The organism is Psychromonas sp. L1A2 (assembly GCF_009828855.1).
Taxonomy (GTDB): domain Bacteria; phylum Pseudomonadota; class Gammaproteobacteria; order Enterobacterales; family Psychromonadaceae; genus Psychromonas.
The window spans coordinates 225,788-252,487 of sequence record NZ_WUAG01000001.1; the positions used below are offsets into that span (position 1 = coordinate 225,788).

General features: G+C 36.9%; 23 protein-coding genes. 15 read left to right on the plus strand and 8 right to left on the minus strand.

Features of this window, described 5'->3' with window-relative positions; translation table 11 throughout:
* Window positions 1-196 precede the first annotated feature (196 nt).
* Window positions 197-1,354 carry a Na/Pi symporter gene (locus tag GQR59_RS00920; RefSeq protein WP_160060295.1) on the plus strand — a complete coding sequence of 386 codons (1,158 nt, stop codon included), beginning with the start codon at window positions 197-199 and terminating at the stop codon, window positions 1,352-1,354.
* An 86-nt stretch (window positions 1,355-1,440) separates the two neighbouring features.
* Window positions 1,441-1,662 (plus strand): hypothetical protein, encoded by a 222-nt coding sequence (locus GQR59_RS00925; RefSeq protein ID WP_160060296.1) that lies wholly within the window; start codon window positions 1,441-1,443, stop codon window positions 1,660-1,662.
* A gap of 235 nt (window positions 1,663-1,897) precedes the next feature.
* Here the strand turns inward: GQR59_RS00925 and GQR59_RS00930 are convergent, their stop codons facing one another.
* Window positions 1,898-2,776 (minus strand): LysR family transcriptional regulator, encoded by an 879-nt coding sequence (locus GQR59_RS00930; protein WP_160060297.1) that lies wholly within the window; start codon window positions 2,774-2,776, stop codon window positions 1,898-1,900.
* 188 nt (window positions 2,777-2,964) lie between these two features.
* Between GQR59_RS00930 and GQR59_RS00935 the strand changes: the two genes are divergently transcribed.
* Genes GQR59_RS00935 through GQR59_RS00955 form a run of 5 tightly spaced genes read left to right on the plus strand, consistent with a single transcriptional unit; the run spans window position 2,965 to window position 7,853 of the window.
* Window positions 2,965-4,029 carry a TRAP transporter substrate-binding protein gene (locus GQR59_RS00935; RefSeq protein ID WP_025563352.1) on the plus strand — a complete coding sequence of 355 codons (1,065 nt, stop codon included), beginning with the start codon at window positions 2,965-2,967 and terminating at the stop codon, window positions 4,027-4,029.
* Window position 4,030: 1 nt separating this feature from the next.
* Window positions 4,031-4,564, plus strand: coding sequence for a TRAP transporter small permease subunit (locus GQR59_RS00940; RefSeq protein WP_160060298.1), 534 nt, complete (start codon window positions 4,031-4,033; stop codon window positions 4,562-4,564).
* On the plus strand, window positions 4,561-5,841 hold the full coding sequence (locus GQR59_RS00945; RefSeq protein WP_160060299.1) for a TRAP transporter large permease: 1,281 nt from the start codon (window positions 4,561-4,563) through the stop codon (window positions 5,839-5,841). The genes GQR59_RS00940 and GQR59_RS00945 overlap by 4 nt, the downstream gene beginning before the upstream one ends.
* 8 nt (window positions 5,842-5,849) lie before the next feature.
* Window positions 5,850-6,503 carry a DUF2848 domain-containing protein gene (locus tag GQR59_RS00950; RefSeq protein ID WP_025563355.1) on the plus strand — a complete coding sequence of 218 codons (654 nt, stop codon included), beginning with the start codon at window positions 5,850-5,852 and terminating at the stop codon, window positions 6,501-6,503.
* Window positions 6,504-6,539: 36 nt separating this feature from the next.
* The gene (locus GQR59_RS00955; RefSeq protein WP_160060300.1) at window positions 6,540-7,853 is read left to right on the plus strand and encodes an amidase family protein; all 1,314 of its coding nucleotides are present in this window, start codon (window positions 6,540-6,542) and stop codon (window positions 7,851-7,853) included.
* Between the two features lie 66 nt (window positions 7,854-7,919).
* On the opposite strand, the gene GQR59_RS00960 is transcribed toward GQR59_RS00955, so the two are convergent.
* From GQR59_RS00960 to GQR59_RS00975, 4 genes are all read right to left on the minus strand, one after another.
* On the minus strand, window positions 7,920-9,971 hold the full coding sequence (locus GQR59_RS00960; protein ID WP_160060301.1) for a bifunctional 2',3'-cyclic-nucleotide 2'-phosphodiesterase/3'-nucleotidase: 2,052 nt from the start codon (window positions 9,969-9,971) through the stop codon (window positions 7,920-7,922).
* Window positions 9,972-10,217: 246 nt separating this feature from the next.
* Window positions 10,218-10,982, minus strand: coding sequence for a Fe(3+) dicitrate ABC transporter ATP-binding protein FecE (gene fecE, locus GQR59_RS00965; RefSeq protein WP_160060302.1), 765 nt, complete (start codon window positions 10,980-10,982; stop codon window positions 10,218-10,220).
* The gene (locus GQR59_RS00970; protein WP_160060303.1) at window positions 10,982-11,965 is read right to left on the minus strand and encodes a FecCD family ABC transporter permease; all 984 of its coding nucleotides are present in this window, start codon (window positions 11,963-11,965) and stop codon (window positions 10,982-10,984) included. The genes fecE and GQR59_RS00970 overlap by 1 nt, the downstream gene beginning before the upstream one ends.
* A complete protein-coding gene (locus tag GQR59_RS00975; RefSeq protein ID WP_160060304.1) occupies window positions 11,962-12,963 on the minus strand; it encodes a FecCD family ABC transporter permease in 1,002 nt (333 codons plus the stop codon). Before GQR59_RS00975 ends, GQR59_RS00970 begins: the two co-directional genes overlap by 4 nt.
* 296 nt (window positions 12,964-13,259) lie before the next feature.
* On the opposite strand from GQR59_RS00975, the gene GQR59_RS00980 reads away from it, so the two are divergent.
* The 3 genes from GQR59_RS00980 (at window position 13,260) to GQR59_RS00990 (ending at window position 17,001) form a co-directional block, all read left to right on the plus strand.
* Window positions 13,260-15,371, plus strand: a complete 2,112-nt coding sequence (locus GQR59_RS00980) for a TonB-dependent siderophore receptor (protein WP_160060305.1) — start codon at window positions 13,260-13,262, stop codon at window positions 15,369-15,371.
* 2 nt (window positions 15,372-15,373) lie between these two features.
* Window positions 15,374-16,300, plus strand: coding sequence for a Fe(3+) dicitrate ABC transporter substrate-binding protein (locus GQR59_RS00985; protein ID WP_160060306.1), 927 nt, complete (start codon window positions 15,374-15,376; stop codon window positions 16,298-16,300).
* Between the two features lie 269 nt (window positions 16,301-16,569).
* A complete protein-coding gene (locus tag GQR59_RS00990; protein ID WP_160060307.1) occupies window positions 16,570-17,001 on the plus strand; it encodes a universal stress protein in 432 nt (143 codons plus the stop codon).
* Between the two features lie 195 nt (window positions 17,002-17,196).
* Here GQR59_RS00990 and GQR59_RS00995 read toward each other — a convergent pair whose 3' ends face one another.
* Window positions 17,197-19,059 (minus strand): PhoX family protein, encoded by a 1,863-nt coding sequence (locus GQR59_RS00995; RefSeq protein ID WP_160060308.1) that lies wholly within the window; start codon window positions 19,057-19,059, stop codon window positions 17,197-17,199.
* Between the two features lie 416 nt (window positions 19,060-19,475).
* Between GQR59_RS00995 and GQR59_RS01000 the strand changes: the two genes are divergently transcribed.
* Window positions 19,476-19,727: a TIGR03643 family protein gene (locus tag GQR59_RS01000; protein ID WP_160060309.1), complete on the plus strand. Its 252-nt coding sequence runs from the start codon at window positions 19,476-19,478 to the stop codon at window positions 19,725-19,727.
* An 89-nt stretch (window positions 19,728-19,816) separates the two neighbouring features.
* Here the strand turns inward: GQR59_RS01000 and GQR59_RS01005 are convergent, their stop codons facing one another.
* Entirely contained in the window at window positions 19,817-20,746 is a 930-nt protein-coding gene (locus tag GQR59_RS01005; RefSeq protein ID WP_160060310.1) for a patatin-like phospholipase family protein, read from the minus strand.
* Between the two features lie 325 nt (window positions 20,747-21,071).
* Here GQR59_RS01005 and GQR59_RS01010 point away from each other — a divergent pair, with 325 nt between their 5' ends.
* Both GQR59_RS01010 and GQR59_RS01015 read left to right on the plus strand, forming a co-directional pair.
* Complete coding sequence (locus tag GQR59_RS01010) at window positions 21,072-21,404, plus strand: hypothetical protein (protein ID WP_160060311.1); 333 nt, start codon at window positions 21,072-21,074, stop codon at window positions 21,402-21,404.
* A 586-nt stretch (window positions 21,405-21,990) separates the two neighbouring features.
* Window positions 21,991-22,359 carry a VOC family protein gene (locus GQR59_RS01015; protein WP_160060312.1) on the plus strand — a complete coding sequence of 123 codons (369 nt, stop codon included), beginning with the start codon at window positions 21,991-21,993 and terminating at the stop codon, window positions 22,357-22,359.
* An 851-nt stretch (window positions 22,360-23,210) separates the two neighbouring features.
* Here the strand turns inward: GQR59_RS01015 and GQR59_RS01020 are convergent.
* Window positions 23,211-23,903: a cupin domain-containing protein gene (locus GQR59_RS01020; RefSeq protein ID WP_160060313.1), complete on the minus strand. Its 693-nt coding sequence runs from the start codon at window positions 23,901-23,903 to the stop codon at window positions 23,211-23,213.
* A gap of 205 nt (window positions 23,904-24,108) precedes the next feature.
* Here GQR59_RS01020 and GQR59_RS01025 point away from each other — a divergent pair, with 205 nt between their 5' ends.
* Together GQR59_RS01025 and GQR59_RS01030 are read left to right on the plus strand one after the other, a co-directional pair.
* Entirely contained in the window at window positions 24,109-24,627 is a 519-nt protein-coding gene (locus GQR59_RS01025; RefSeq protein WP_160060314.1) for a TetR/AcrR family transcriptional regulator, read from the plus strand.
* 418 nt (window positions 24,628-25,045) lie between these two features.
* Window positions 25,046-25,873 (plus strand): CmcJ/NvfI family oxidoreductase, encoded by an 828-nt coding sequence (locus GQR59_RS01030; protein ID WP_160060315.1) that lies wholly within the window; start codon window positions 25,046-25,048, stop codon window positions 25,871-25,873.
* The last annotated feature ends 827 nt before the right edge of the window (window positions 25,874-26,700 follow it).

Consider the following 26,700-nt stretch of genomic DNA (forward strand, 5'->3'; position numbering starts at 1 on the left):
CAAAATTTAGAATACTTATTTAATCTAACGTTATCATCCGTCCTTCCAAGCCTACTTAATTTAAATTGAAATAAGTTACTATTTAACTTTTTCTATAACTCAAAACTGAATTTAAAACGTCATAATTTAGTCATATTTCTGTAAGGAATTATCATTAGCATCCCTATAACAAAATGACATTTAGGGAAAGTATATTATGGAAAATGTTCAAACAGTGCTTCCAAACAGAAGTGAATCGGAAAAATCTAATAACTATATAAAGTGGATAACCGTAGCATTACTTATTTATCTATTAATTTGTGCTGTTGGTATTATTGGTAGTGGTTTTAAAATGTCTGTTGGTGGACATGCAAAAGAACTATTTGCCTTTGCAAGTAACCCATTTGCAGGGTTAGTGGTTGGTATTGTTGCCACTGCCTTAATTCAATCATCTTCTACCGTTACCTCTATTATTGTTGGTTTAGTGGCTGGTGGTTTGCCTGTAGAACTTGCGGTACCTATGGTGATGGGGGCAAACGTTGGCACATCTATCACGAATACTATTGTATCGTTAGGTCATGTTCGTGCCAAAGAAGAGTTTAAAAGAGCCTTTTCAGCTGCCACTGTACATGATTTTTTCAACCTATTATCAGTCGTTATCTTTTTACCATTAGAAATTGCTTTTGGTTTCTTAGAAAAAATAGGTGGCTCGTTAGCACACTTATTTTACGGTGCAGGTGACACGTCAATTAAAGGTTTTAACTTTGTAAAAGCAGCTACAGCACCTGTCGTTGATACATTTAAAAACGTTGGTAGTTCTTTAGGTGATCAAGTTGGAGGGGGGGTATTAATCATTGCGGGGATTATCCTGATTTTTGTTTCGATTACTTTGGTTGGCAAATTATTGAAAAAATTAATGGTAGGTAAAGCCAAAGATATTATGCATACAGCAATTGGACGTGGCCCAATATCTGGTATTGCTTCGGGTACGTTAGTTACTGTTTTAGTACAATCTTCTTCTACAACAACCTCATTAATGATTCCATTAGCAGGATCTGGAGCATTTAAATTAAAAGAAATTTATCCATTTACCTTAGGTGCCAATATTGGTACTTGTGTGACGGCGGTATTAGCTGCAACTGCTGTGACAGGCAATGCTGAAGCTGCATTACAAATTGCATTTATCCATCTTGTTTACAATATATTAGGTGTGTTGGTGATTTATGGTATCCCTGCATTACGTAATTTGCCAGTAAAAGCGGCAGAAGCATTAGGAGCGACTGCAGCGGAAAACAAGTTTGCTGCATTAGCATATATTCTAGGCGTGTTCTTTATTGTGCCTGCAGTATGTTTAAGCGTGAGTAGCATGCTTTAACTTTTTAAAGGCCATTTTCATTAGTAATACATCGATAATAATACATTGATTAAAATGAAATAAAGTTAAGTATTAAGGAAGATATAATGAGTAATTTACAAGTACTAACCACTGAAAGATTAAATAAACTAATTGATGAAACACAAAGTACCTTAACCGAGCTTAAAGCTGAGGTTGTACGTCGAGAACATTTAAAGCAAGAACATGAAATTAGTGATTTAGATCATCATATGATGAGTGCCGAACTTAATTTAACGAGTATTAAAAACTTTATTAGTTACCTTTTAGAGCAATCTAAAAAGAAGTAATAATTAATAATTCAATTATTAGCCACTAAAGCGAACTAATGAAGTTCGCTTTTTTGATCTGATAAGAAAAATAATTATGCCTATTTAGTAGTCAGATAGTGAGCCTAGATATCTTTGGTTTTGATTATATTAAATTTTTGAAAGCGACTGTTAATAAGTTACGTGCATTGGTGTATTAACGATATTAAAAGCGCATTTTGATTAATTTAATTCAGATTGTATCCGTTAAAATCAACTATTTTGTCGTACAATTCGAATACTTACTCGCAATTTCTTCAGCCAAAATAGCTGTTTTGTGTGTAATTTCGGATCGTGGATCATTTAAATACGATGCGGTAAAAAGTATATCGTTGGGTACCCATCCAGGATCAAATACTTTAATTCGTTGATCATTTATAAAACGTTGTGCAAGTTGAGTAGGTAATGCACCAATACCAATTCCAGAGGCAATCATTTCGAAGCTCGTTGAAAGAGAATTCGAAGGAAATATTTGCCCTAAGGAACCATTACGATGCATTAGTTCCGATACAATATCTTGATAAGGTCGGGAGAGTCGAGAAAATGAAAATATAGGCGATTTAGAAAGGTCTGGAGATTCCTCATTAATACTACAAAACCAGTTTAATTTAAATCTAGGAAGTGTAATATTTTCAATATTACCTTCGGGTAGTGGCCCCATCAAAAAAGCTAAATCTATATTCCTAGATAATAATTGTTCTCTTAAATTAATTGTTACATCGACTGAAAGCTCGATAACTAGTTTAGGGTACAGTTTTCTTAATGCAGCTAGAAAATCGGATAGCCATGATTGTGCAACCGTTTCTGCAACCCCAATACGAATAAGGCCTTTCACTTCTTCAGTTGGTGTTAACTCTGATTTTATTAACTCCATATAAGATTCTATTTTTTCTGCATGAGACCTTAATAAAATGCCTTCTGTAGTCAAAACAACACCTGTTTTATGACGTTCAAAAAGTTGTACTCCTAACTCATTTTCTAGTGCATATATACGAGCTGAAATAGCTGGTTGAGATAAATTCATTTCATGTGCTGCTCGTCTAATTACACCAAGCTTTGCGACCCATAAAAATGTTTTTAATTGATCGAATGTCATATTTTTTCTCATTATCTAATTTTATTAAATATTTATGTGAAAGTATTAAGTTATCAATAATGATAAAATAATATAGTTTGACATTATCACGTTTAAACTCGAAACTGAATTCGAGTCTTAAAGAGGTTAGAAAACACTCAGAGTAAAGTTAATATTTTAAAAAACTATTGATAAAGGAAGAGAATATTATGACCAAATGGAATTCAAAAAAAATTATAGCTGGTTCAGTTTTTAGTGCGATATTATCCATGAACGTAAGTGCAAATGAGACACTTTCTATAGTAGGAAGCTGGAGTAGTTTACCGCTTAATAAACTTTACGAGAATCCTTTTTGGAATGAAACCATCCCGGCTGATAGTAAAGGTGAATTTAAAGTTACGATGACAACTCTTGATCAAATGGGTATTGGCGGTTCTGATGTATTTCGAATGCTTGCAGATGGTGTTTTTGATATAGGTATGACTTCTGCCGATTATGCTGTTTCGGATACACCTGCTCTGGAAGGATTAGATGTTCCGTTAATTGCAAATACAGCCTCTAAAGCGAAAGAGCTCGTCGACGCAGCTAGACCAATGATAGATGACATTTTTAAAGATACTTTCAATGCTAAAGTCTTAGCTATTGTTCCTTATCCTCCTCAAGTTGTTTTCTGTAATGCAGAAGTTAAATCATTAAGTGATTTAGCGGGTTTGAAAATTAGAGCGTCCGGGCGTATGACTGCAAAATTTTTAGAAGCGCTTAATGCTCAAAGTGTCAATATTGGGTTTGGGGAAGTGCCTGGCGCATTACAACGTGGTGTTATTGATTGTGCCGTAACAGGTGCTGGATCTGGTTATAGCGCTGGCTGGTGGGAAGTTACTACACACTTGATGAATTTACCACTTGGTGGATGGGATCCTGTTGTAACTGCTATGAATCTGGATAAATGGGATTCATTAAGCGAAAAAAATCAAAACTTTATTCAAGAGTCAGTTAAAAGTAAATTTGAAAAACCAGTATGGGACTCTGCTCAAAGTGCGTTAAATGATGATATTGCTTGTTTAACAGGCAACGATAATTGTTCTAAAGGAGATGTTAGAAACTTAACGTTAGTCGAAATATCTGAGTCAGACATGCTAAAAGCTAAAGGTATTTTAGAAAGTAAAGTGCTACCAGAGTGGGCTGAACGCGCGGGAAGTGAGTGGATTCAACGATGGAATAAAACTGTTGGGCATGCAGCGGGTATAGAAATTTCAGTGAATAAGGCTCAATAGTATGATTCGCATTATTTCTTTTTTAAAGAAAATTAATAATGGGATAGCAGTTATTGCAGGTCTAGCTTTGTTAGCCTGCATTACTCTTATTATCCTTGATATTGTATTAAGAGAGATCGGAATTTCTTTTAGTGGTTCAGAAGAAATTTCTGGTTATGTAATGGCTGCGGTTACTAGCTGGGGTATATGTTATGGATTGACCGTTAAAGCGCATGTTCGAATTGATTTTTTACGTGAAAAAGGCAATTTATTAATTAGCTCTTTATTCGATTTAATCGCTTTAGCTGCACTATCTTACGTGGCAGTTTATTTAGCATATTATGCGATACCAGTATTAAGTAAAACTCTTAAATCCGGTGCGTTATCAAACACGGCAATGGAGATCCCTCTTTATTTACCTCAAAGCATTTGGTTAGCTGGATGGATCTGGTTTGCTATTTCTTCTTCTGTACTGTTAATCATATCAATAATATTAGTTATCCAAGGGAAATATGAGATTGTGGATAAGAATATCGGCACTGGAGGTGATTTATGATTTTATTTACTTCAATGGGACTGTTGGGATTATTAGCTCTTTCTATCCCAGTTGGTATTGTATTGTTTTTATTGGCTTTTGGCGTAGATACTTTTTTTAGTCCCTTTCCTTTAATGAGGGGGTTAGGACAAATAGTCTGGTCATCATCAAATAATTCAACATTGATAGCGATTCCTTTTTTTGTCTTAATTGGTGAAATTTTACTTCGTAGTGGGGTGGCTCAAAGAACTTATGCTGCCTTGAATACATGGGTATCTTGGTTACCGGGTGGATTGATACATGCCAATATTGCTACCGCAACAATGTTCTCTGCGACCTCTGGTTCTTCTGTCGCTACAGCTGCTACAGTCGCAACGGTGGCTACACCACAAGGTGAAAAGTTAGGTTACGACCCTAGACTTTTTACTGGCTCTATAGCCGCTGGCGGTACTTTAGGTATTTTAATTCCTCCTTCAATTAACTTAATTGTTTATGGTTTCTTAACTGAAAGCTCTGTTCCTAAATTATTTTTGGCTGGTATTATCCCTGGTATGATGATGGCGCTACTTTTTATGGCCATTACTATTGTGTTATGTAGTCTTTATCCTAAATTAGGCGGTCCAAAACAACATAGCTCTTGGTCTGAAAAAATTGTTGCTCTCAAATCTCTTTCACCCATTCTTTTTCTATTTTTAAGTGTTGTCGGCTCTATTTATATGGGGTGGGCTACGCCAACTGAAGCTGCTGCTATTGGCGTCGTTATTTCATTAGTGATTTCGTTTGCTTACTCTGTTATATCAACTGAAATGTTAATCAAAAGCTTAGTTGGAACGGTTAAAATAACATCAATGATTATGTTAGTCGTTATTGGTGCTTATGTACTTAACTTTGCATTAACAGCTTCAGGATTTGGGAGAGCTCTACAAGAGCTGTTACAAGGATTGGGGTTAAGCCCTATCGGTACTTTATTAGTTATTATATTAACTTATATTATATTGGGATTTTTTATTGAAACGCTGTCACTAATGGTAGCGACAATTCCTATCGTTGTTCCAATCATTATTCAAATAGGCTATGACCCAATTTGGTTTGGCATATTAATGATTATTTTAGTTGAAATGGCTTTAATAACCCCTCCTGTCGGATTGAACTTATATGTCGTCAATTCAGCTCGTAAAAAAGGAAAAATGATGGATGTGATTATAGGTAGTATTCCTTACGTCCTAATCATGTTGTTTATGGTTTTCTTACTCATCATGTTCCCTAGTCTTGCTTTATATTTACCAAACAACTATTAAGGATTTATATGTTATTTACTATTAATGGAATTGAAAGTGACTTTAAAATTAATCATCTTGTTATTGCAGGTTGGACAGCAAGAGATCAAAAAGCTGTGCAGGAGCACATTGATGAATTAGCTGAAATAGGTGTTGCTCCACCTTCAAATGTGCCGCTTTATTATCGTGCTTCTAATTTATTAGTCACTCAGGATGATTTGGTTGAAGTAGTTGGAGAAGGGTCATCAGGAGAAGTTGAACCATTGATCATTAAATCAGGTGGTAAATTATTTTTAGGTATCGGCTCTGATCATACTGATAGAGAATTAGAGGTACAGTCAGTTGCCTTTTCTAAGCAAATTTGTCCTAAACCCGTCTCTAACCAACTGTGGGATTTTGAAGAAGTCAAAGATCATATTGATAAGCTTGAGATGCAATCATGGTTAGATGAAGGAAAAGGGTGGGCCTTGTATCAGACTGGTACATTGGCGTCTATTCGACCTTTAATTGAGCTTATTGAAAAAGCAGCTTTGAAAGAAAATAGTGCAATGTTATGTGGGACTTTTGCTGCAATTGGTGGTGTTCGCAAAACACCTAAGTTCAAAATGTCCCTTGTTGATCCTATTTTGGGACGTACGATCGAAGCGCAATACGATACGGTTGAATTACCTTCGGTAAAATAAATTGTCCTAACATTATCTATTTCAGAGAGTTTTATAATGAAAAATTTATCTAAATTCCCTTGGGAAGAACGTGATTTAGCACAACAATTAACCAAATCGAAAAAGCTTATTGAGCATCAGGCTAGTAATGTTTTTACCGAACTGTTTGACGTGACTGAGTATGCTAATGGTCGCAAGTCATCTCATCATTTAATCAATGAGCAGTATTTAAACAATGCAATAGTGTCGGTTAAAGATTTGTTTGATGTGAAAGGTTATAAAACAAAAGCGGGTTCTACTTTTTTAAATGATGTCGATATTGCAAGTGAAGATGCGGACGCAGTAAAAAGTTTACGTAAAGCGGGTGCTGTTTTTCTTGGCCATACTAATATGACCGAACTCGCTTATTCTGGGTTAGGGGTAAATCCACATTACGGCACGCCAATAACACCGCTTTATAAAGATGAGGACCGTATTGCAGGGGGCTCAACTAGCGGAGGAGCCGTTTCAGTTGCTTTAAAAATTGTAGATATTGCTTTAGGCAGTGATACGGGAGGTTCTTTACGAATCCCTTCAGCTTTTTGTGGTGTAACGGGGTTTAAACCTTCTCAAAATAGTGTTTCTAGAAAAGGCAGTTTACCGCTCTCTTCAAGTTTAGATAGTATCGGACCGATTGCTAATACAGTATCTGAGTGTGAAATAGCATGGGGAGTTATGTCTAATGCTGTCGTTAATAATCCTGTAGCAGAACAGGCTTATTTTGTTATACCTAGTAATTTTGGTATGGATTTACTTGACGAGAAGGTAAAAAAAGCATTTTTAGAAGTCGTTAACATTTTAAAGCAGACTCCTGGAGTGCGAGTTGAAGAGAGATCTTTACCTTTTTTAGACAGTTACAAATTACTTCCTGTGTGGCAATTCTCTGCTTTCGAAGCAATGAATTATTATACTGAAAATTATAGTATCGATCTTGATGAGCTTGATCCGAGAGTCGCTAGTCGTTTAAAGCGAGCAAATTCGATTGATGAAAAACAATTTTTAGCTACCTGTCAACAAAGAAAGTTATTAATAGAAAGGTACAAAACAGAAGAAAAAGGGGCTGTATTATTACTACCTACTGTTGCGATATTACCGCCTAAATTAGCAGAGTTAAGCGCTGATGAAGATTATGACCGCATTAACCTTTTATGTTTGCGTAACACCACGTTAGCAAATGTGTTGGACGGTTGTAGTATCTCTTTACCATATCAATATCAAGGTGATCATATTGGCGTAATGTTGACGGCTAGTAATGGTGATGACAACAATCTACTATCATTATCTAAACGGTTAGAATCTATTATTCTTAAATCCTATTCTGATACGAAATAAAAATAACATTAAATAATATAAAGCCTCAATTGAGGCTTTATATTATTTCTAAATCTAAATCTAAATCTAAATCTCTTTATCTTTTAAATCAATGTTATAAACCGCAAAGCCTAGCGCATCTTTTTCATTACGTTTGGTTAACTTACGTTGTGCATTTTCTGCAATAAAGCGGTTTGCTATTTCACTGTCTTGCGTTTCAAAACGTATATCCAAGGTTGTTGGAGTCTTAATGCCTAAGAAACCCCAGTTATTATCGGCTGATGGATCAACTGCACCTTTTTCGTTGGTTTCATTGGTAATGTAAGCCGCTAACACGTCACGGTTAGTATCTGGTTGTTCCATCACAACATATTCAGAACCTGTACCAGCGAACTTGCCTCCGAATGCTCTGTAGTTATTAGTGGCAATAATAAAGTCTTGTTTCATTAACACATCACCAGTAAGGGTAATATTTTTACCATCAGTATAAGTTAACTCAACAATGCGTTGTGCATCTGGGTTAACCGCCACACAGTCGCTATTAAACCTGCTCGGTTGTGTTACATCCACCTTATAACTAACACCATCGATGACATCAAAATTATAAGTGCGATGATCTTGCCAATTAATTAAATATTGTGGTTCAGAGGAGTTTTTATCAATTTGGTTAAACTGATTTGCGCTGCACTCTAACCAATCTTTTAACTGTGCTCCGGTTATTTTTAATGCAACAACTGTGTTTGGGTAAAGATATAAATCAGCGGCATTTTTATAGGTAAGGTCACCTTTAGCAACTTGAACATAAGCATCAACATCTGAAGAGGTGCTGTGGCGACCACCTGCTTTAAAGGGGGCTGCTGCAGACAATATTGGTAACCCTTTTAAAACTGGATTATCAGAAGCAGCGACTTGATCTTTGATATATTGTAATTGAGCATTAGATACAATTTGTACGGTAGGATCATCTTGTACTAAGGTCAAAAAGCTATACATATCATGATTTGCTTTTCCGATCGGTGCATTCACAAAATCCAAAGTACCTTGATGATCTTCTGTAACTGCTTTATGAATACGTTCATCTGCATCGACTAAAGCAACTTTACTACCTTTTTCATCGCGTTTGAATATTTGACGAGATTCAGACCTCGCACTTTTGACAGTCCACTTTTGGCCATTATGTTCTAACTCAAAATCTATCACACCAAGGTTATCACCCCATCGCCCAGGCATAACGGCAGGAACTCCATTGATTAGCCCTTTTTCGATATCAACATTAGGGATGCTTGCAAATTGTGCGCTTGGAAATACTGAATGACTATGACCAAACATAATGGCATCAATACCATCGACAGTGGTTAACGCATAAGTCGCATTTTCTGCGTGTATATCATTTGGGTTTTCACTTGAGCCTATGCCAGAATGAGGGATTGCGATAATAATATCAGCACCTGCTTTTTGCATGTCAGGTATAAATTTCTTAGCGGTTTCGACAATTCCTTTAACAGTCACTTTTCCTGTTAGATTTTGTTTATCCCATTGTAAAATTTGTGGAGGAACAAAACCGATATAACCAATGTTAATGGTACGGTCTACGCCTTGGTTGTCGATAATATTTGTCTGTTTAATCAGATAAGGTGTGAATAAATTATCACCTTGTTTTTTATTTTCCCAACAGTCTGATTGGCAATAAACATTGGCATTGATGTATGGGAAGTTAGCGCTACTAATCGCTTTTTTAAGAAAATCTAACCCGTAATTAAACTCATGGTTTCCTATATTACCGACTTCATAATTAAGTAAATTCATTGCTTTATAACTAGGGTGAATCGAAAACTCACGGCCTTCCTTAAATTCACTGGCAACATAGTCTCCCATTGGACTACCTTGTAATAAATCACCGTTATCAACTAGTAATGTATTGTCTGTTTCAGTACGAGCGATGTTAATAAGGCTAGCCGTTCGGGCAAGGCCGATAGTGATATCTTGCTTTGTTTGGTAATAATCATAATCCATGACATTGGCATGAATATCAGATGTTTCAAGGATACGTAATGTAGCTGAGTAACTATCATTAGTGGTATCACAACCTACTATGGAAAAAGTGGAAGATATTAAGGCGGCAAGTAGTAATTTATTCACAGAATGTTCCTTTTCTATTTATTTGAAGAGAAGCGCCAATGGTATTGAATAGATTTTAAAATAAATACTTTACGCTATATCATTAGCCTATCAAGTTGAAATTAAATGTTATTTTTAAACTCTTTTAAAACCATGCTTAACAGCTATTCAGAAGCACTAAGAGCAGTGGAAATAAATTAAGAATGCCTAAAAATAGCTAAGAGAAGTTAAAAATAATTAAGGATATTTAAAAGTGGCTATTAACGCTTAATAAGCGACACACATTGGTGTGTTAGCGATGGGATCTTTAATGACTTTTGCTTCAAGTGAAAATACATCGCGTAAAAGCTGCTCTGTAAATACTTCTTCAGGTTCACCTTCTGCTATCACGGCACCTTCTTTCATCACCACTAAATGATCACTATATCGGCAAGCTTGGTTAAGGTCGTGTAATACCACTATCACGGTTTTTCCTTTATTTTTCATTGCTTGCATTAACTTCATTAATTCAATTTGATGGGATAAATCTAAATAAGTGGTTGGCTCATCAAGCATGATGATGTCAGTGTCTTGTGCGAGGATCATCGCTATCCATGCGCGTTGTCTTTGACCACCTGACAGTGACTCTACGGCTTGTGTGGCAAATTCACTGACTTGCGTTTCTTGCATTGCCGCGTTGACGATACTCTTATCTTGGTCACCTAATTTCCCCCAATGAGAGATATAAGGTGAGCGTCCGTATTCAACTAAACGCTGTACCGTAATGCCTTCTGGGGTAATTAATATTTGCGGTAATAAAGACATCTTTTGTGCCAACTGTTTATCGGCATAACTACTTAATGGTTGGTTGTTGAGCAAAACTTGCCCTGCATTGGCTTTATTAATGCGAGCTAGTGCTTTTAATAAAGTAGATTTACCGCAGCCGTTAGGGCCAATTAATGCCGTAATCTTGCCCTTTTGTAGTGTCAGGTTAAGATCGTTGATGATGACTTTATCAGCGTATGCAATCGTGAGGTTTTCAGTTGAAATCATTACCAGGCCTTATAGCGTTGCAGTAAAAAAATAAAGTAGGGCGCACCGATTAAGGACGTTAATACACCCGCAGGTAATTCTAAAGGAGGTTGTAAACCCCGCGCTAACGTATCAGCAATAATCAACATTAAGCCACCAAGTAGCGCTGAACTTGGGATAAGATATTTATGGTGATGCCCAAATAACATGCGTGCAAGATGTGGTGCTAATAAACCAATAAAGGCGATGGTCCCTGCGACAGCAACACTGATGCTGGCTAGTATCACCGCGGTTAACAATGCCATTAATTGTAGTTTTGATGGGCGAATACCTAAAGACGTAGCACAATCTTCACCGAGCCCCATCACATCAAGGCGCCACGCGAGCCAAAAAGCAAAGGGGATAATGACCGCTAATGTTCCCCAAATAAGAGGGACTTGTGTCCAGTTTCGTCCCCATAAACTACCTGTTAACCACACCATTGCCGTATTAATTTCAATAGGATTTACAATCATTAAAAAATCGATTCCGCTTGATAAAAAAGTACTGATCGCGATACCAATCAGTGCCAGTCTCATCGGCGTAGGGCGGGTTTTGTAGGCTATGAATAAAATGATTGCGGCGGCGATTAATCCACCAGACAGTGCCGTTAATAATAATAAATAAACAGGCGCCGCAGCATAAAAAACTAATAAAGTCGTTGCAGCTAATCCAGCACCTGCGCTAATACCCATTAAGTCGGGAGAGGCGAGCGGGTTTCTAATCACACCTTGAATTAATGCGCCTGATAACCCTAATCCTGCACCGACACCCAGTGCGAGAAAAATTCTTGGTAAACGGTATTGGTTAATAATGAAGTCATATTCACCTCGCTCGAATAAGGTGTGAATTATATCTGCCATTGAAATATCTGATGCACCAACAAATAAACTGGTCATAGAAAATAACAGAACCAATGAAGATAAAATGACAAAATACAATAGCGGTAACTTTATCGTTTTCATGACATCTTATTCCGAATGGTAAGGTACACAAAGAAAGGAGTGCCAATTAAAGCAGTGATCACGCCAACGGGTGTTTCTGCAGGAAAAGCAATGCCACGTGCCAATGAGTCAGCCCAAGCAATCAGACAGCTTCCAATTAATGCACTAACAGGTATGAGTAATAGAAAGTTATTATTAACCAACCGTCTCGCAATATGCGGCACTATTAGACCAATAAATCCAATCGGCCCGACAACAGCAACGCTCGACGCAGTGAGTAAAACAATAGCGATACAGGATAAAAAGCGGGTGAGCCTAATATTGATACCTAAACTAACGGCAATATCATTACCTAACGCTAAGAGATTTAAGTTTTTAGCAACATAAAATGCAATCAACAAACCCAACAAGCTGGTGGGCCATAATGACTGCCAATCTTGCCAATCTATATTAGCCAGCGAACCTGATAACCAAGTGATCACACTATAAGCTCTGTCATCGGCTAAAATAACCGCGGCACGGGTGACACCAATTAATAATGCGTTAATGGCAATACCTGCTAATACCAATTTTAAAGGGTTCGCACGATCAGAGAAAAAACCACCTAATAAAATAACTAAACCTCCACTCACCACTCCTCCAACTGCCGCAGCAAGTAAACTCGAAACGTCCCCTAAAATATGTATACCAATGCTCGATAAAGCAATGAAACAAGCTGCGCCTGAATTAATGCCTAAAACAGAAGGTGAGGCGAGAGGATTGCGTGTTAGCCCTTGCATTAACACACCCGCGACAGCGAGATTTGTGCCAATTAACATGCCTGTTAATAATCTAGGAACACGGGTTGTCGCCAGTATTTGCTGTTCGATGCTGGTGTCATCAAAGTGAAATAAGTAAGCGTATACATGTGAGAAATTTAGCGGAAAGCTTGACCATGCTATTAGTGAATAACTGAATGTTAATACTAAAAGGATAGGCACAAACAGCAATGCACTGTAATGACGAGTAGAGAGGAGCATGTTCTGTGGTTTACCTTACATAAGATTTAATCGTCATTATTTGTTAAGGCGCAACGATAAAAATCAGCATCACCCATAGGTTAAGCATTCTATTTTAAATGAAAATAACAATCAATATCAAATAAAAGTATTATCTCAAGCAAAAAGGCTTTTGGGTCTTGCAGATGATATAGCTTATCAATATCATTCGCAACTGGGTCGTCATATTGAAATAAATTAAATGAACCCGAATATCTTATGTAGAAGGCCGTAAACGGATTTTCTCTCAACTTACACTATAACAATGAGCAGCCTCAATGAAATTTGCTATTAACCCTGTCACCCAAAGTCTTGTCCTGATTTTAGGATTATCGTCGTACAGCTATGCTGACGAAGTAACAGAACTCGATCCCATAGTGGTTGTTGGTCAACAAAATTCTTATCTAAATCCAGAAGTTAGCACGGCGACTAAAAGCAATGTTGATCCATTAGATACACCACTAACAGTTAACGTTATTAATCAGCAATTTTTAGAAGATATTAGAGCTGAGTCATTGGAAGATGCTTATGGTTACACTACTGGCTTAAGTCGTTCGGGGACTAACGCGAATAGTTTTACTCTACGTGGTATTGGCTCTGATCTTAACTCTATCCAAGTGAATGGGTTACCTGGTTTAGCTTCTCGTTTTGGTTCACCTACCACTGCTAATGTGGAACAAGTTGAAATACTAAAAGGTCCTGCTTCGATTTTATACGGACAAATTCAACCGGGTGGTTTGGTTAATATCATCACTAAAAAACCACAAGATGTTGCTTCTCTTCGTTTTGATGTCTCTAGTAACAGTTATAGCACTGGGGTAAGTGAATTCGGTGAGGATAACAGCTTTACTGGGACCGTCGATGCAACAGGGCCACTTAACGATCAAAAAACCTGGTTATACCGTTTTATTGTGAGCGCTGAAGATACTAACTCATACCGTCAAGATGTTGATACTCAAAATTACTACTTATTCCCAACATTAACCTATCGTCCGAATACCGACACTGAAGTAACTTTTGGCTTAGAGCTACAGTCGGAAACGCGTGTACCTGATGATGGCTTAGCTGTGTTAAATAATGATATCAACCAAATTTCATCTTTTGATACACATTACCAATCCGCTGATGATACTGCTGAAGATAAAGGGTTGGTGGCTTTTGCGACTTTCAATACGATGGTCACGGATAATTTTGATGTGACCGTGGATTGGCGAAGCGTGTGGCATGAAGACACACGTTCAGTGTATGAAACAAGAGGCGTAGATAACGATACAAATACCGTCACACTTCGTGACCGTGATAATGAAAACGAACGCCAATATCATTTTGTTGATGCAAGAACCACAGGTAGTTTATGGTGGGGTGATGTAGAGCATCAATTATTAGCTGGTGTTAATATTGGGTACGAAGAGCGAGATTTTAAACGTCAAACGAATCCGACAAGCGACGTTGATTTCTTTGACCCAGATGATTTAACCAGCCGAACAGGTAATTACACCACTTTAAACCACCGCGTGACTGAATTTGTTAACTACGGTGCTTACTTGCAAGACACTATCTATTTAAATGAATCTTGGACGTTGATGGCCGGTTTACGTTATTCACGCCAAGATGTTGATTTTGAAAGAGTAGATACAGGATTTACAGATTCTAGCTCAAGTGATGCATTTGTGTCGCAAGGCGGTATTGTCTATCACCTAACTGAAGCGACTTCATTGTACGCGAGTTACGGAGAAAGCTTTAACCCAAATAGCATTGAAGACAAAGATGTAAATGGCGATAACTTTGATCCTGAAGAAGGACGTCAATATGAAGTTGGGGCTAAAACTAACCTATTTAATGATAAAACGAACCTAACCATTGCTTATTTCGATATTAAAAAGACCAACGTTGTTGAAGAAAATTTAGTGACTGGTGAAGATGAGCTATTAGGTGGGATTAAAAGTACAGGTGTTGAAGTCGAACTGTTAATGATGCCGGTGGAAAATTGGCAGATTAAACTAGGTTATGCTTACGTCGATGCACGAATCTCTGATAATCCAGATGACAATATCGAGGGTAATCGCACTCCAGCAAGTGCATTGCATGATGCGTATGTTTGGACTAAATATAACTTCCCATACCAAATTGCTAACGGCACTGTCGGCACTACATTAGGTGCTAACTATGAAAGTTCTCGTTATACCGATGAGGACTCTACCGATCGCGTTAAGCTACCTGGTTATACTACTTTTGACCTTGGTCTGCATTATGAAATTAAGCAATATCGTGCATCGCTTAATGTTGAAAATGTATTTGATGAAACCTATTACATTGCAGGTTCTTCAGATAGTCGTATTTACGGAGGTGATCCTCGTAATATTACCTTTAGTTTATCGGGTAAATTCTAGTTATGTTGGTAGCCGCTATTCAGCGAATTATTTTAACGTTGATACTGACTTGTAGCGTATTTTCGGTGCAAGCCAGTATTGAAGTGAAGCATGAGTTAGGTACCTTGGTATTACCTGACGCGCCTAGACGTATTGTCGTATTAGAATATTCTTTTATTGATGCGTTAGCGGCTATTGGCATGTCACCGATCGGCGTTGCTGATGATTTAGATCCTGAGCGTATTATTCCAGAGGTGCGAGATTTACTAGAGCCTTGGACGTCGGTTGGTATGCGCTCACAACCTAGCTTAGAAGTGATTGCTAGGTTAAAACCAGATTTGATCATTGGTGATGTTTATCGTCACCGAGTCAGCTATGAGGATCTTTCTAAAATTGCGCCGACTATTTTATTAAAAAGCCGAGGTGAAAGTTATTTGGATGCACTTAAATCAGCTGAAATTATTGGTAAAGCCGTCGGCAAAGAGCAGGAAATGCTTGAGCGTATAGCGCAACATAAACAGTTAATGGATGATTATCGCCTACGATTTAATAATGCTGAGACGATGCAATTTACGACGGTTAATGAACGTGGGATGTGGATGCATGGACCATTATCTTTTACTGGTAGTTTATTTAATTATCTTGGACTTAAATCGGCATTACCTGATTTAAAAGATAGCCACTTAGTTCAAGCGAATTTAGAAGTGTTATTACGCGTTAACCCAGACTGGTTGTTTTACGTAAGAAGTAAACCCGTCACCGTGCTCGAAAGTTGGGAACATAATCCATTATTTAAACTATTAAAAATTAGCAAAACCCATCAAATGGTAGAAGTTTCATCTGCACTTTGGTCTCTTAATCGCGGTATGTTAGCGGCAGAGGGCATTGCTAAAGAGTTGGATAATATCGTTAATAATAAATCTAAATCTAAATCTAAATCTAAACCTTAGCGTTAGACCTTAGTCATAAATACCTGAGTCATAAATACCTTAGTCATAAATAATAGGCTTAACCCTTAGCTTTAAGTCTAATATTTAACTTTAACCTTTAATGCTAGGCCTAATTCTTAACACGTGCTTAGCGATTTAATGGACTCTTGATTTAGATCATCCAACCCTTAAAAATGTCTAAATTTATCAATAAATGTGCTCTTAGTATGATGTTGAGGTCAGTTTTAGGACTAAAATGATTAAGGTAGAGTTAACTAAGGAGAATACTGATGAGTTATGGTCATATTTTAGTTGCCGTTGATTTTGAAGAAGATAACCAACAGGTTATCGATAGGGCTGTTAAATTAGCAAAACCTTTAAATGCTGATCTGTCGCTAGTGCATGTTAATGAAGTCATTAATGAAATTGGATTCACTGGGTTGATGGATTTGGATGTGGCTAATTTATCTTCACACTATAGTGTTGATGATTTAAGCGCAAGGCTAAACAAGTTAGCGGACAGCATTGATTATAAAGTGAAACATAAATACGTGGTTAATGGCGATATAAAGCATAGTTTAGAAGGGCCTGTGCAAGAAGCGGGTATCGATTTAATCGTATGTGGACATCATCATCACTTTTGGAGTCGTTTAAGTCCGACAGTCGGTGGGCTTGTTAATACGTCACCCGTTGATTTATTGATTGTTGCGTTAATTGAGTGATATAAAAATATTGTTCAAATGTCTTGTTACAAAGACATCGCCATAAACTTATTGGCGTAAAGGCTCTGAAGTAGTAGCAAAATATAAAAGGCATCAACAGAACGCTGTTGATGCCTTTTTTTATTGACTGCTATTTATAAAAAGCCTCGCTAACTTTAACTAAACCGAGACAACTTTAACTAGACCTTACTAACCTTAACTACCAATCACACCACCATCATCTTTTGTGATTGCCATAATCGTTGAGCGAGGCTTATTATCTCCACCAGCTGGGAAGTGACCTGTAGGGTGTTGAATACCCACAAACATAGTTTTTTCATCTTCAGAGAAAGTTAAGCCTGTTACTTCTGAACCTATTGGGCCAGTTAAGAAACGACGCACTTCACCTGTCATTGGGTCGCCACATAACATTTGGTTGTTACCTTGACCTGCAAAATCACCTTCATTTGAAAAGTTACCGTCTGTTTGAATCCATAAACGACCTGCTTTATCAAAGCCAATACCGTCAGGACTGTTAAACATATTATCTTCATTGATGTTGGCACTGCCTGCGTATAAATCACCTTTATGAACAGTTGGGTTACCTGCAATCAAGTATAAATCCCACTTGAACGTATTGTCTGCATGGTTACCATTAGTCGGCATCCAACGTACTATTTGTCCATAGTGGTTTTCAGCACGAGGGTTTGGTCCATCTACATCTTGGCCTTCTTTAACACCACGGTTTTTATTGTTAGTCAGTGTACAGAAAACATGTTTATTGTCTGGGTGAACGGCAATCCATTCAGGTCTATCCATGGTGGTTGCTGACACTTGTGTTGCAGCTTTACGTGCAAAAATCATTACTTCAGCTTGGCTATTAAAGCCATTTTCTTTGGTTAAGCCGTTTTTACCGTAAGTTAACTCAATCCATTCACCGTCACCCTCTAGTTTGTCGGCATGCATGTTGAACTTAGCCACATACAAAGTACCTTCATCAAGCAATTGACGGTTAGCACTGTCGTTACCTGCTTGGTATTTATTTTTAGAAACAAATTTGTAGATATGCTCGCCACGTTCATCATCACCTAAATAAACGATAGCATGACCATCATCATTGATAACAAAAGCAGCATTTTCGTGTTTGAAGCGACCTAGTGCCGTACGTTTTAATGGAGTTGATGTTGGATCTTTAGGATCAATCTCTACGATCCAACCAAAACGGTTTGGTTCATTTGGGTTTTTAGCAAGGTCAAAACGCTCATCAAAGTTATGCCATTGGTACTTGCTTTGAGTCGCTTCGATACCGTAACGCTTGTAGTTGTCATCCAGAGCAACGTTCTCTTCTGCACCAAAGAAACCATTAAAGTTCTCTTCACAAGTTAAGTAAGTGCCCCATGGAGTGTGCCCGTTTGAACAGTTATTAATAGTGCCTAGTACTTTTTTACCCGTTGGATCCGCTTTGGTTTTTAATAAGTCATGTCCTGCAGCTGGGCCTGTTACGTGCATTTCTGTATTGGCTGTAATACGACGGTTAACTTTACCCTTAGGATCCATTATCCATTTACCGTCTTTTCTCACTAGCTCAACAACCGTTACACCCAATGCAGCCTGTGCTTTTTTAACGTCATCAGCGGTCATTGCTTTACCTTGATGATCAAATAGGTATTGGTAGTTAGTGTATTCGTTATTCACAGCAAGAATGGCATGGTCTTTTGAGAGAGGAAATACACTCATCCCATCGGTATTGTCACCAAATTGCATCGTCTGTGCTGTTGAATCTTGTTTGCCATTCGCATTGAATGCAGGCGCATTAGCAAAGATTGGGTCACCCCATGACATTAAGTTACTGGTGCTGTAACCCTTAGGCACGATGACGGTATCACTAGTAGAAGCTGGCACTTGCATGAAGTTTAATAGCTTACTGTCCATATTCGCTGCGATTGCTTTAGCGACTGGGTTCAATGCTAAAAATGCTCCTGCACCCATAGCAGCAGTGCCCATTAGGAAGCTACGGCGTGATAAGCGTGCATCAATCATGTTACTAAAATCAGTTTCTTTATCTAATAAATCCGTCATCGTATTGCCTTATTTATTGGGGGGAACAATACCAATCACACCAATTAACCGATCTACTTTACAGGTTAAAATAATTTATTTTTTCGCAGTCATTTTCGTAAAGGACATAATCCATGACGAAACTTACGCTTTAAACTAAGTTATTTTTTCTACGTAAAATATAGAACTCTTATTAATATAATGGGTATAAGTAAAAACGAGCTTTAGACTAAAGCAGAAATATGACAGGTTTATTACGCTTGATTAATTGGATCTTATTAGATTTTGTTAGTGGTTTTATTTATCTTTTCATCTGCATAATTAATATAAATAAATGCTATGAATAAACAATCCATATAAATTAAATAAGTAGTAAACCCTAATCTTGTTATTAACGTATTAGTTTTTTTAAATGAAAACTGAATGGGATGTTGATAATGGTGTTGAGTGACAGTGAAGAGTCTAGAGTGATTGAAATGGCATGGGAAGATAGGACTCCTTTTGAAGCGATTGACGATCAATTTGGTCTAGATGAAAAAGCCTTGATTAGCTTTATGCGTAATAAGTTGAAGTCGGGAAGCTTCAAGTTATGGCGAAGTAGAGTGACAGGCAGAAAAACCAAACACTTAAAATTAAGATCGCCTGATATAGACAGAGCGTATTGTTCTACTCAATACAAACACAGATAGTAAATACATTGCAGATTCATTAATCATTAATAAGTGGCTATCTGTCCCCATGAACAATGATTAAGTTTGTCTACTCAGTAGAATAAACTTTAATGTATTTTAAATTGTTGAGCAGACTGGCTCTCTAAAAATGCAGTGCCCATTTCATAACCCATTTTATAGTCAGCGATTAAAGCTTGATCGCTGCTGCCTAATATACGGCTTGCTAACTTCTGTGGTGGTGCAATTTCGAAAATTTGTGCATCTTCTGGCGGAGTGTGAATAAACCTAATGGCATCATTGTAAGCATTTTCATGGCCAGTAATAATATCCAACACTTTAGGGCAATTATTGCTTTTACATACCCAAGATTTCAACTTGTGCGCCCAAGGAGAACGAATACTACGATTAGCAGGGGCAGTGCGTAATACAATGATATTCTTTGCTCCTCGATCATAAGCCTCTTGAATAGGAATAGGGATAGCCACGCCACCGTCCACATAATTTGCATCGCCAATAGTGACGCCTTTTTTGTATAAGTAAGGCAAAGCGCTGGATGCTTTAAGCATAGTCAACCAACTGTCTGTCGTTGGTTCAAGAAAAGCAGGGCGAAACCCTTCCATATTGGTGGCAGAAAAAAGCAGTTGGCGACCCTGTAATTGATTTTGTGCGCAATTCATATTCAATTGGTATTCAGGTTCACCTACGCGATCAAAATACCAATCTAAATCCATTGCATTACGCTTTGAAAAAGAGCGTTTCATACTAAAGAAATCAGGATGTCTCGATAATTGCATGATAGAACGTTTAGCGTATCCCGCTTGTCGTGTCATATAAGTTGAGAGGTTTTGAGCGCCAGCTGACGTCCCAATTAATAATGAAAAAGGATTAAAGTCTTGTGCTAACCAGCTATCTAATACACCGGCTGTAAAGATGCCACGTTGTCCACCACCTTCAACAACTAAGGCTGTGCCTTTAATCGGTGATGTTGCGATACAGTTTGGTGTATTAAGTAATTTACTTTCTTGTACTGGTTTCATGAGATTTCCCTATTTGTTTCGCACAATATACTCAAATTCAATAAATAGGTTAAATCGTTTTATTTTCTTAAGTTGATAGTATTTGGCTATTGTGAAATTAAAGGTTCATTTGCCCATTAAAGTTATTGTGAGTTTGGTTATCAGAAATTAGGTAAAATCAATACAAAAGAGGTCTTGTGTTGTAATATCGTCCAATAACTTATTTGATCATTAAAATCAGTTTATTTTAATCAGCGCTTATAACACTTAATTTTTTAAACAATAAAAACAATTGTTTAGGAAGTTTAGGTTCAAAATATAACTTTACACATTAAAGAAGACCACCATGACTCAATCTAAATTATTACCATACCGATTACCGCTATCTATTTTTGTTTTCTTTATTGCCTACATGGCATTAACCCATACCCCATTAGGTTATATCTCTTCGTTGACGAGTCAGTTAATCGGTTATTTGTATAGTGCGTTTGATGTTGTAAAAGAAACAGAACAAGTCACGTTAATCTATGCACTTTTAGCGGGCGTAGTAGGGCATTTTTGGTTTAGTAAATTGTGTAAAATAGACGTTAAAGCAAACCAGAAAACCTTACTAAAAGGATTAGGTGCCTTAGTATTAATTATCCTAGCCTATGGTTATAACTTGGTGCAACAAGCCTAAAAAATTAACATTAAAAAGTACTTATTTTTAGCGTAATAGGGTTTATTAGTTTGTTTAATGAACCTTATTTCCCTCATAAATCTATGTGCAAAATGACGTATAAAATAGCGTTATAAATAATGTTATTACCCACTTTTTTATTCTCTTAATATTTAATCGGCTTCATTTTTCACTCAAATTTTCCACTTTAATTATTCACTTTAATTATTCTTTTAAATAATTTTTTAAAATAAGTTCGCCCGCTTCATCGCCAATAAAAAATGTCTTTAAATGTCGAGTTTGTCTTTTTATATTGCCATATAAATTAGTGTAACTATTTGTTAATTAATAATAAATTAAATTATTGTTGACCTGTTAAGATCTGTTCCTATATCACTATTTCCAATCGTTTCCCTCAAGAGCTATTGTGACTTTTTGTCATTGACTGTCATATTATTTTAAAATAACTGTTGACTATCTATCGGTAGGTATATAAATTTATAGGCACTTAGCAAGTGAAGCACCTTCTAATAGACTGCTATTTTTTGCTGATATTTGTTACAGGCTAAACACCAACTTTATAATTTTTAAAACAGGGATTAAGACAATGATTGGATATACAACGATTGGTTCAAAAGACTTAGACAAAGCGGTTTCTTTTTACAATGAATTGCTTGAATTAGTCGGCGGTAAAATTTTATTAGAAATGGATAGAATTAAATTTTATGGAACAGACGCTGGTGGCGCAATGCTAGCGGTATGTACTCCTCATGATAATAACCTGCAAAGTGCCGGTAACGGACAACAAGTTGCTATCCCTGGTGGTTCAATTGAAGGTGCACAAGCGTTGTACAATAAAGCGATTGAATTAGGTGCTACTTGTGCCGGTGAACCTGGTCAACGTTTTGACTTCTTCTATGGTTCATATGTTTATGATCTAGATGGAAACAAACTTTGTTTCTTCCACATGACATAACATCAGCGCCAAAGTAGCTGATATAAAGTAATTTGAGTCACTTTAAATCACCTTGTACAAGGACGATAAGTTATACAGTTTACGTCACTAGTTTATATCATTAGTTTATGTAACCTATAGCGTCATCGTCATCGTCATCGTCCTTGTCCTTTTTCTGTGTTTTTAAATCCACCTTTACCCGATCTCTAAACCTACATTATTCAATATCTAACACTATATTTTAAAGCAATATCGGCTTACCTTTCTGATTAGAAACAATACCTCAACCCTAAATAACCTCAGCTCTGGATAAGCAAAGCGATACAACACCGCTATTTCTGCGGATTTCTGCGTTAAATTATTTCTCAATAACCCGTTATTGCTTCGATAATTCGCCTTGAATTACGTAAAATTAACGGCACTTTATAGTAAAAAATAAACAGTAAAAAATAGTACCTTCTGATTTTAAATATAATTCCGCTTTCATTAACTAGAGTTGAGGTTAAATAATTAAACTCCCTAAGCATTACTAATCTAGTCATTACTAATCTAAGCAATACTCCACCTTATCAATTCAACTCTACGTAAATCTATTTCAAAGCTAGCCGATATGTATGCCAACATTATGAATGTTTTAGTCTTTATAGGAGATGTTGTGATAACTGTTGGTCAACGGCGTAGATGAAGTTGGATTGTTATGATAGTTGGGTTTTATAGCGTAGCTAGGAAAGTAGTTGTTCTTTAATGTCATTGACTCAAACTGTCATTAACTTACCAGTTACAAACAATAAGTAAGCTATGTTGAGTCGTTAAAAAGAACAACTATTTATGTAGATTCATATTAATGTTTAACTGACTTGCATGCAGTCGTTTTAAGCATTTTGTACACGTGTAATTTGATTTTCAACATCCGTTAGATGGCCTGATTTAACCCAGACTTTAGCGCCATTTTTACCTGCTTTAATAGTGAGCTGAGTTTCTACTGGCGTACGTAACCAACTATGTTTAAATAAAATATCATCACCTTCTTGGATTGAACCTTCAAGTATAAATAACTCTGCGCCACCTAAAGCATCTAACGTGTATTCTGATGTTACGTCAAAATGTAATAAACTCACTTCTTCAATATCGTCTTTATACAAAGGTGTTATCGACACTCCCTTATTATTAGGTAAGGGTACTTGGCCCATCTTATTCATTTGTAATCGTACGTGGGTTCTATCTTTTGGTTGAAACTGCCAAAGTTTTACTAACATGACGCAACCTTGTTCTGAACCAGGCTGATGTTTTGATTGTGGTGGATTTCTTATGTAAGAGCCTACTGGGAAGCTGCCATGCTCATCTTGAAATATTCCTTCTAATACAATAAATTCTTCTCCGCCTGTATGCACATGCTCAGTAAATTCACTGCCAGGATCGTAACTTACAATCGTCGTAGCCCTTGCTACTTCTGCACCCACTCTATCAAGAGGTTTTCGGTTAACGCCTACCATTGGTGAGGCTATCCACTCTTGTGATTGACTGTGCACAACTGCACGTTGACTAAAATCCGCCGCTATTTTCATCTTGTTCTCCCAAAGTCTTACTTAATATTTTTCAAGTATACAACTAAAATGTATCTATCAGTAGATAGTTATATTATCTAGCGTATAATAAGTCAACTTTGAGCATTAATTATTATTGCTTCAGGTATTCAGTGATGTGTAATAATACTTGTAAATAACAATGCACTGCTTGATAATTTCAGGTTCATTGATAGGAAATATAAACATGTCCAAAAAAGAAGCATTACTAAAAGCTGCTGAAGATAAAGTTCGTCTTGGTGGCTATAATAATTTTAGCTTTCGAGAAATTGCCAATGAAGTTGGCATTAAAAGTGCGAGTGTTCATTACCATTTTCCTACTAAAGCAGATTTAGGTGCTGAACTGGCTCATCAATACACTAATGCCTTTTTAGGTGCGTTAGGTGAGGTGGATGAAATAAAAGCTAACAATCAAAATCCTATTGATGTTTACACCCAATTATTTAGAAACGCTTTATTAACCGATAACAAAATGTGTTTATGTGGTTTATTAGGCGCACAAAATGAAAGTTTACCGGATAAAGTGCGCTTAGAAGTAAAACGCTTCTTTGACTTAAACTTAGCATGGTTAGAGAAAGCACATATTGCCAACGGTGAAAGTGAACCCTCACATGCAGCTATCTTAACGGTTAGCTTGTTAGAAGGCGCAATGATGATCAGCAAAGCGCTGAACGACCATAGCTACTTTAAACTGGCGACCCAATAACCTATAAATCTCCTTTTATTTGCACTTAATGATTCGTCGATTTAATACGTTAAGTGCAACTTCCTTCTTTGTATAACGTCTTCTCCAGCTTTTTATATAAGCTCTTTATATAAGACCTTTTATATAAGGTTCTTATATCGAAACAACTATTAAACATTTCCTTTATTTAAGTTTATCGACTTAGCTATCTACTTATCATCTTAAGAATAGATTCTAAAAATTTAATATTTCTTTTTTCAATATCATCATACATCCTTCTTTTTTTACTTAACTTTCATTTGCTTACCTTTTTATTCTTTATGTTAAAGAATAAACCGAAAAGACTTTCTATAAAAATTAAGTTGACAGTGAACGGCTAATATCGCAACCTACCTATCTAATGATAGGTTGTGTTTTTTACATTATTCTGGAGAAAGGTATGAGCAATTACATCACTGAAAAAACAAAGCTTCATTTTATTAAAGCTGAATCAACAGCGGTGCCCGTTATTAATTACTCTGGTTTCGATGAACAGCAAGAATACAGTGATGATTATATCTTTCAGGAAACAGAAGTGATTGATGCTCGGTTAGCCAACCCTGCACAAACCTTTAGTTTAAATAAAGAAGGTTTTGAACTCGCCAGCTTTACACCAAACGAAGTTGACTTCTTAACGCCAGAAATCGTTAAATCAGATTATTATCCACAGGTTGAATCGCTTATTAAAAAGCAAACCGGGGCAACCGATGTCTTCGCCTTTGACCATACCGTACGCCGTGGCATTAAAAACTCTAATCGTCATCCTGCTTACCATGTTCATAACGACTACACACATGAAACAGGGCCAATAAGGGCACAATCAGTATTAGACGAAGCCATCTTAAAACGCTTTGCTGGGAAAAGAATGATCCAGATAAACGTATGGCGTTCTATCGCCGGTGTAGTAGAGAAAGATCCCTTAGCATTTTTAGATTTTTCAACGTTAGATTCAAAAGATTTAGTCAAAGCTAAAATATCATTTAACGATATGCATTCAACGGACAAGCATCAAGGCGAGATTTTTGCCCTTAAAAAGAATAACAATCAAAAATGGTATTACTATCCAAGAATGAATGGAACAGAAGCCGTTTTAATCAAAGGCTTTGATAGTGACTCCTCTTATTCACGCTTTGCCATGCACACCGCTTTCCCGTTATTAGGGCAGGGCGATAGTGGTAAACCAAGACAAAGCATTGAAACAAGAACCTATGCTTTTTTTGATATTTAAGGTTGATTGAGAAAGCTAGATTTTCTTTTGATTCGTCTGCGCTCGTCGTGGCTGTTTGACTTTTATTAGCAGTATTTTCGCCCTGTCGGCAACACCCTTTCTTTTACCAGAAAAGAAAGGGTGCAAAGAAACTGGCCACCGGATCGCTTTCTTATCCAACCGCTAATTGCCTTTCTTAACGCACCAGTTCATACAGCACATCCATGTGCTGAATTAACTTACAGCAAACGTCCTGTTTGCTGTTGCTGAAAGTCATTTATCGTTTGGAAAGCTCAACGGTAGGGGAGTTGTAGCCACATTGAGTATCGTTTTTCTTAGGGTTTTGTAGAAAAGTATTTTTAAAAGGCAAAAAAATACCTAATCCCGTTTTTTAACCGATTTTAGTTTTGGTTCGTCTGCGCTCATCGTGGCAGTTTGATTTTTATTGGCAGTATTTTCGCCCTGTCGGCGACATCCTTTCTTTTACCAGAAAAGAAAGGATGCAAAGAAACTGGCCACCGAATCACTTTCTTATCTAAACGCTAACTGCCTTTCTTAACGCACCAGTTCATACAGCACATCCATGTGCTGAATGAACTTACAGCAAACGTCCTGTTTGCTGTTGCTGAAAGTCATTTATCGCTTGGGAAAGCTCAACGGTGAGGTGGTTGTAGCCACATTGAGCATCGTTTTGCTTGGGGGTTTGTGGGAAAGTATTTTTAAAAGGTAAAAACAAGAGTTGACTCCATTTTCTCATCAATCGTATATTATGCGGTCTATTTTGTTACTTGGAATTTCAATAATTTTGTTGTTCTTTATAAGAATAAAATATTTTGATGTTCTTAGTA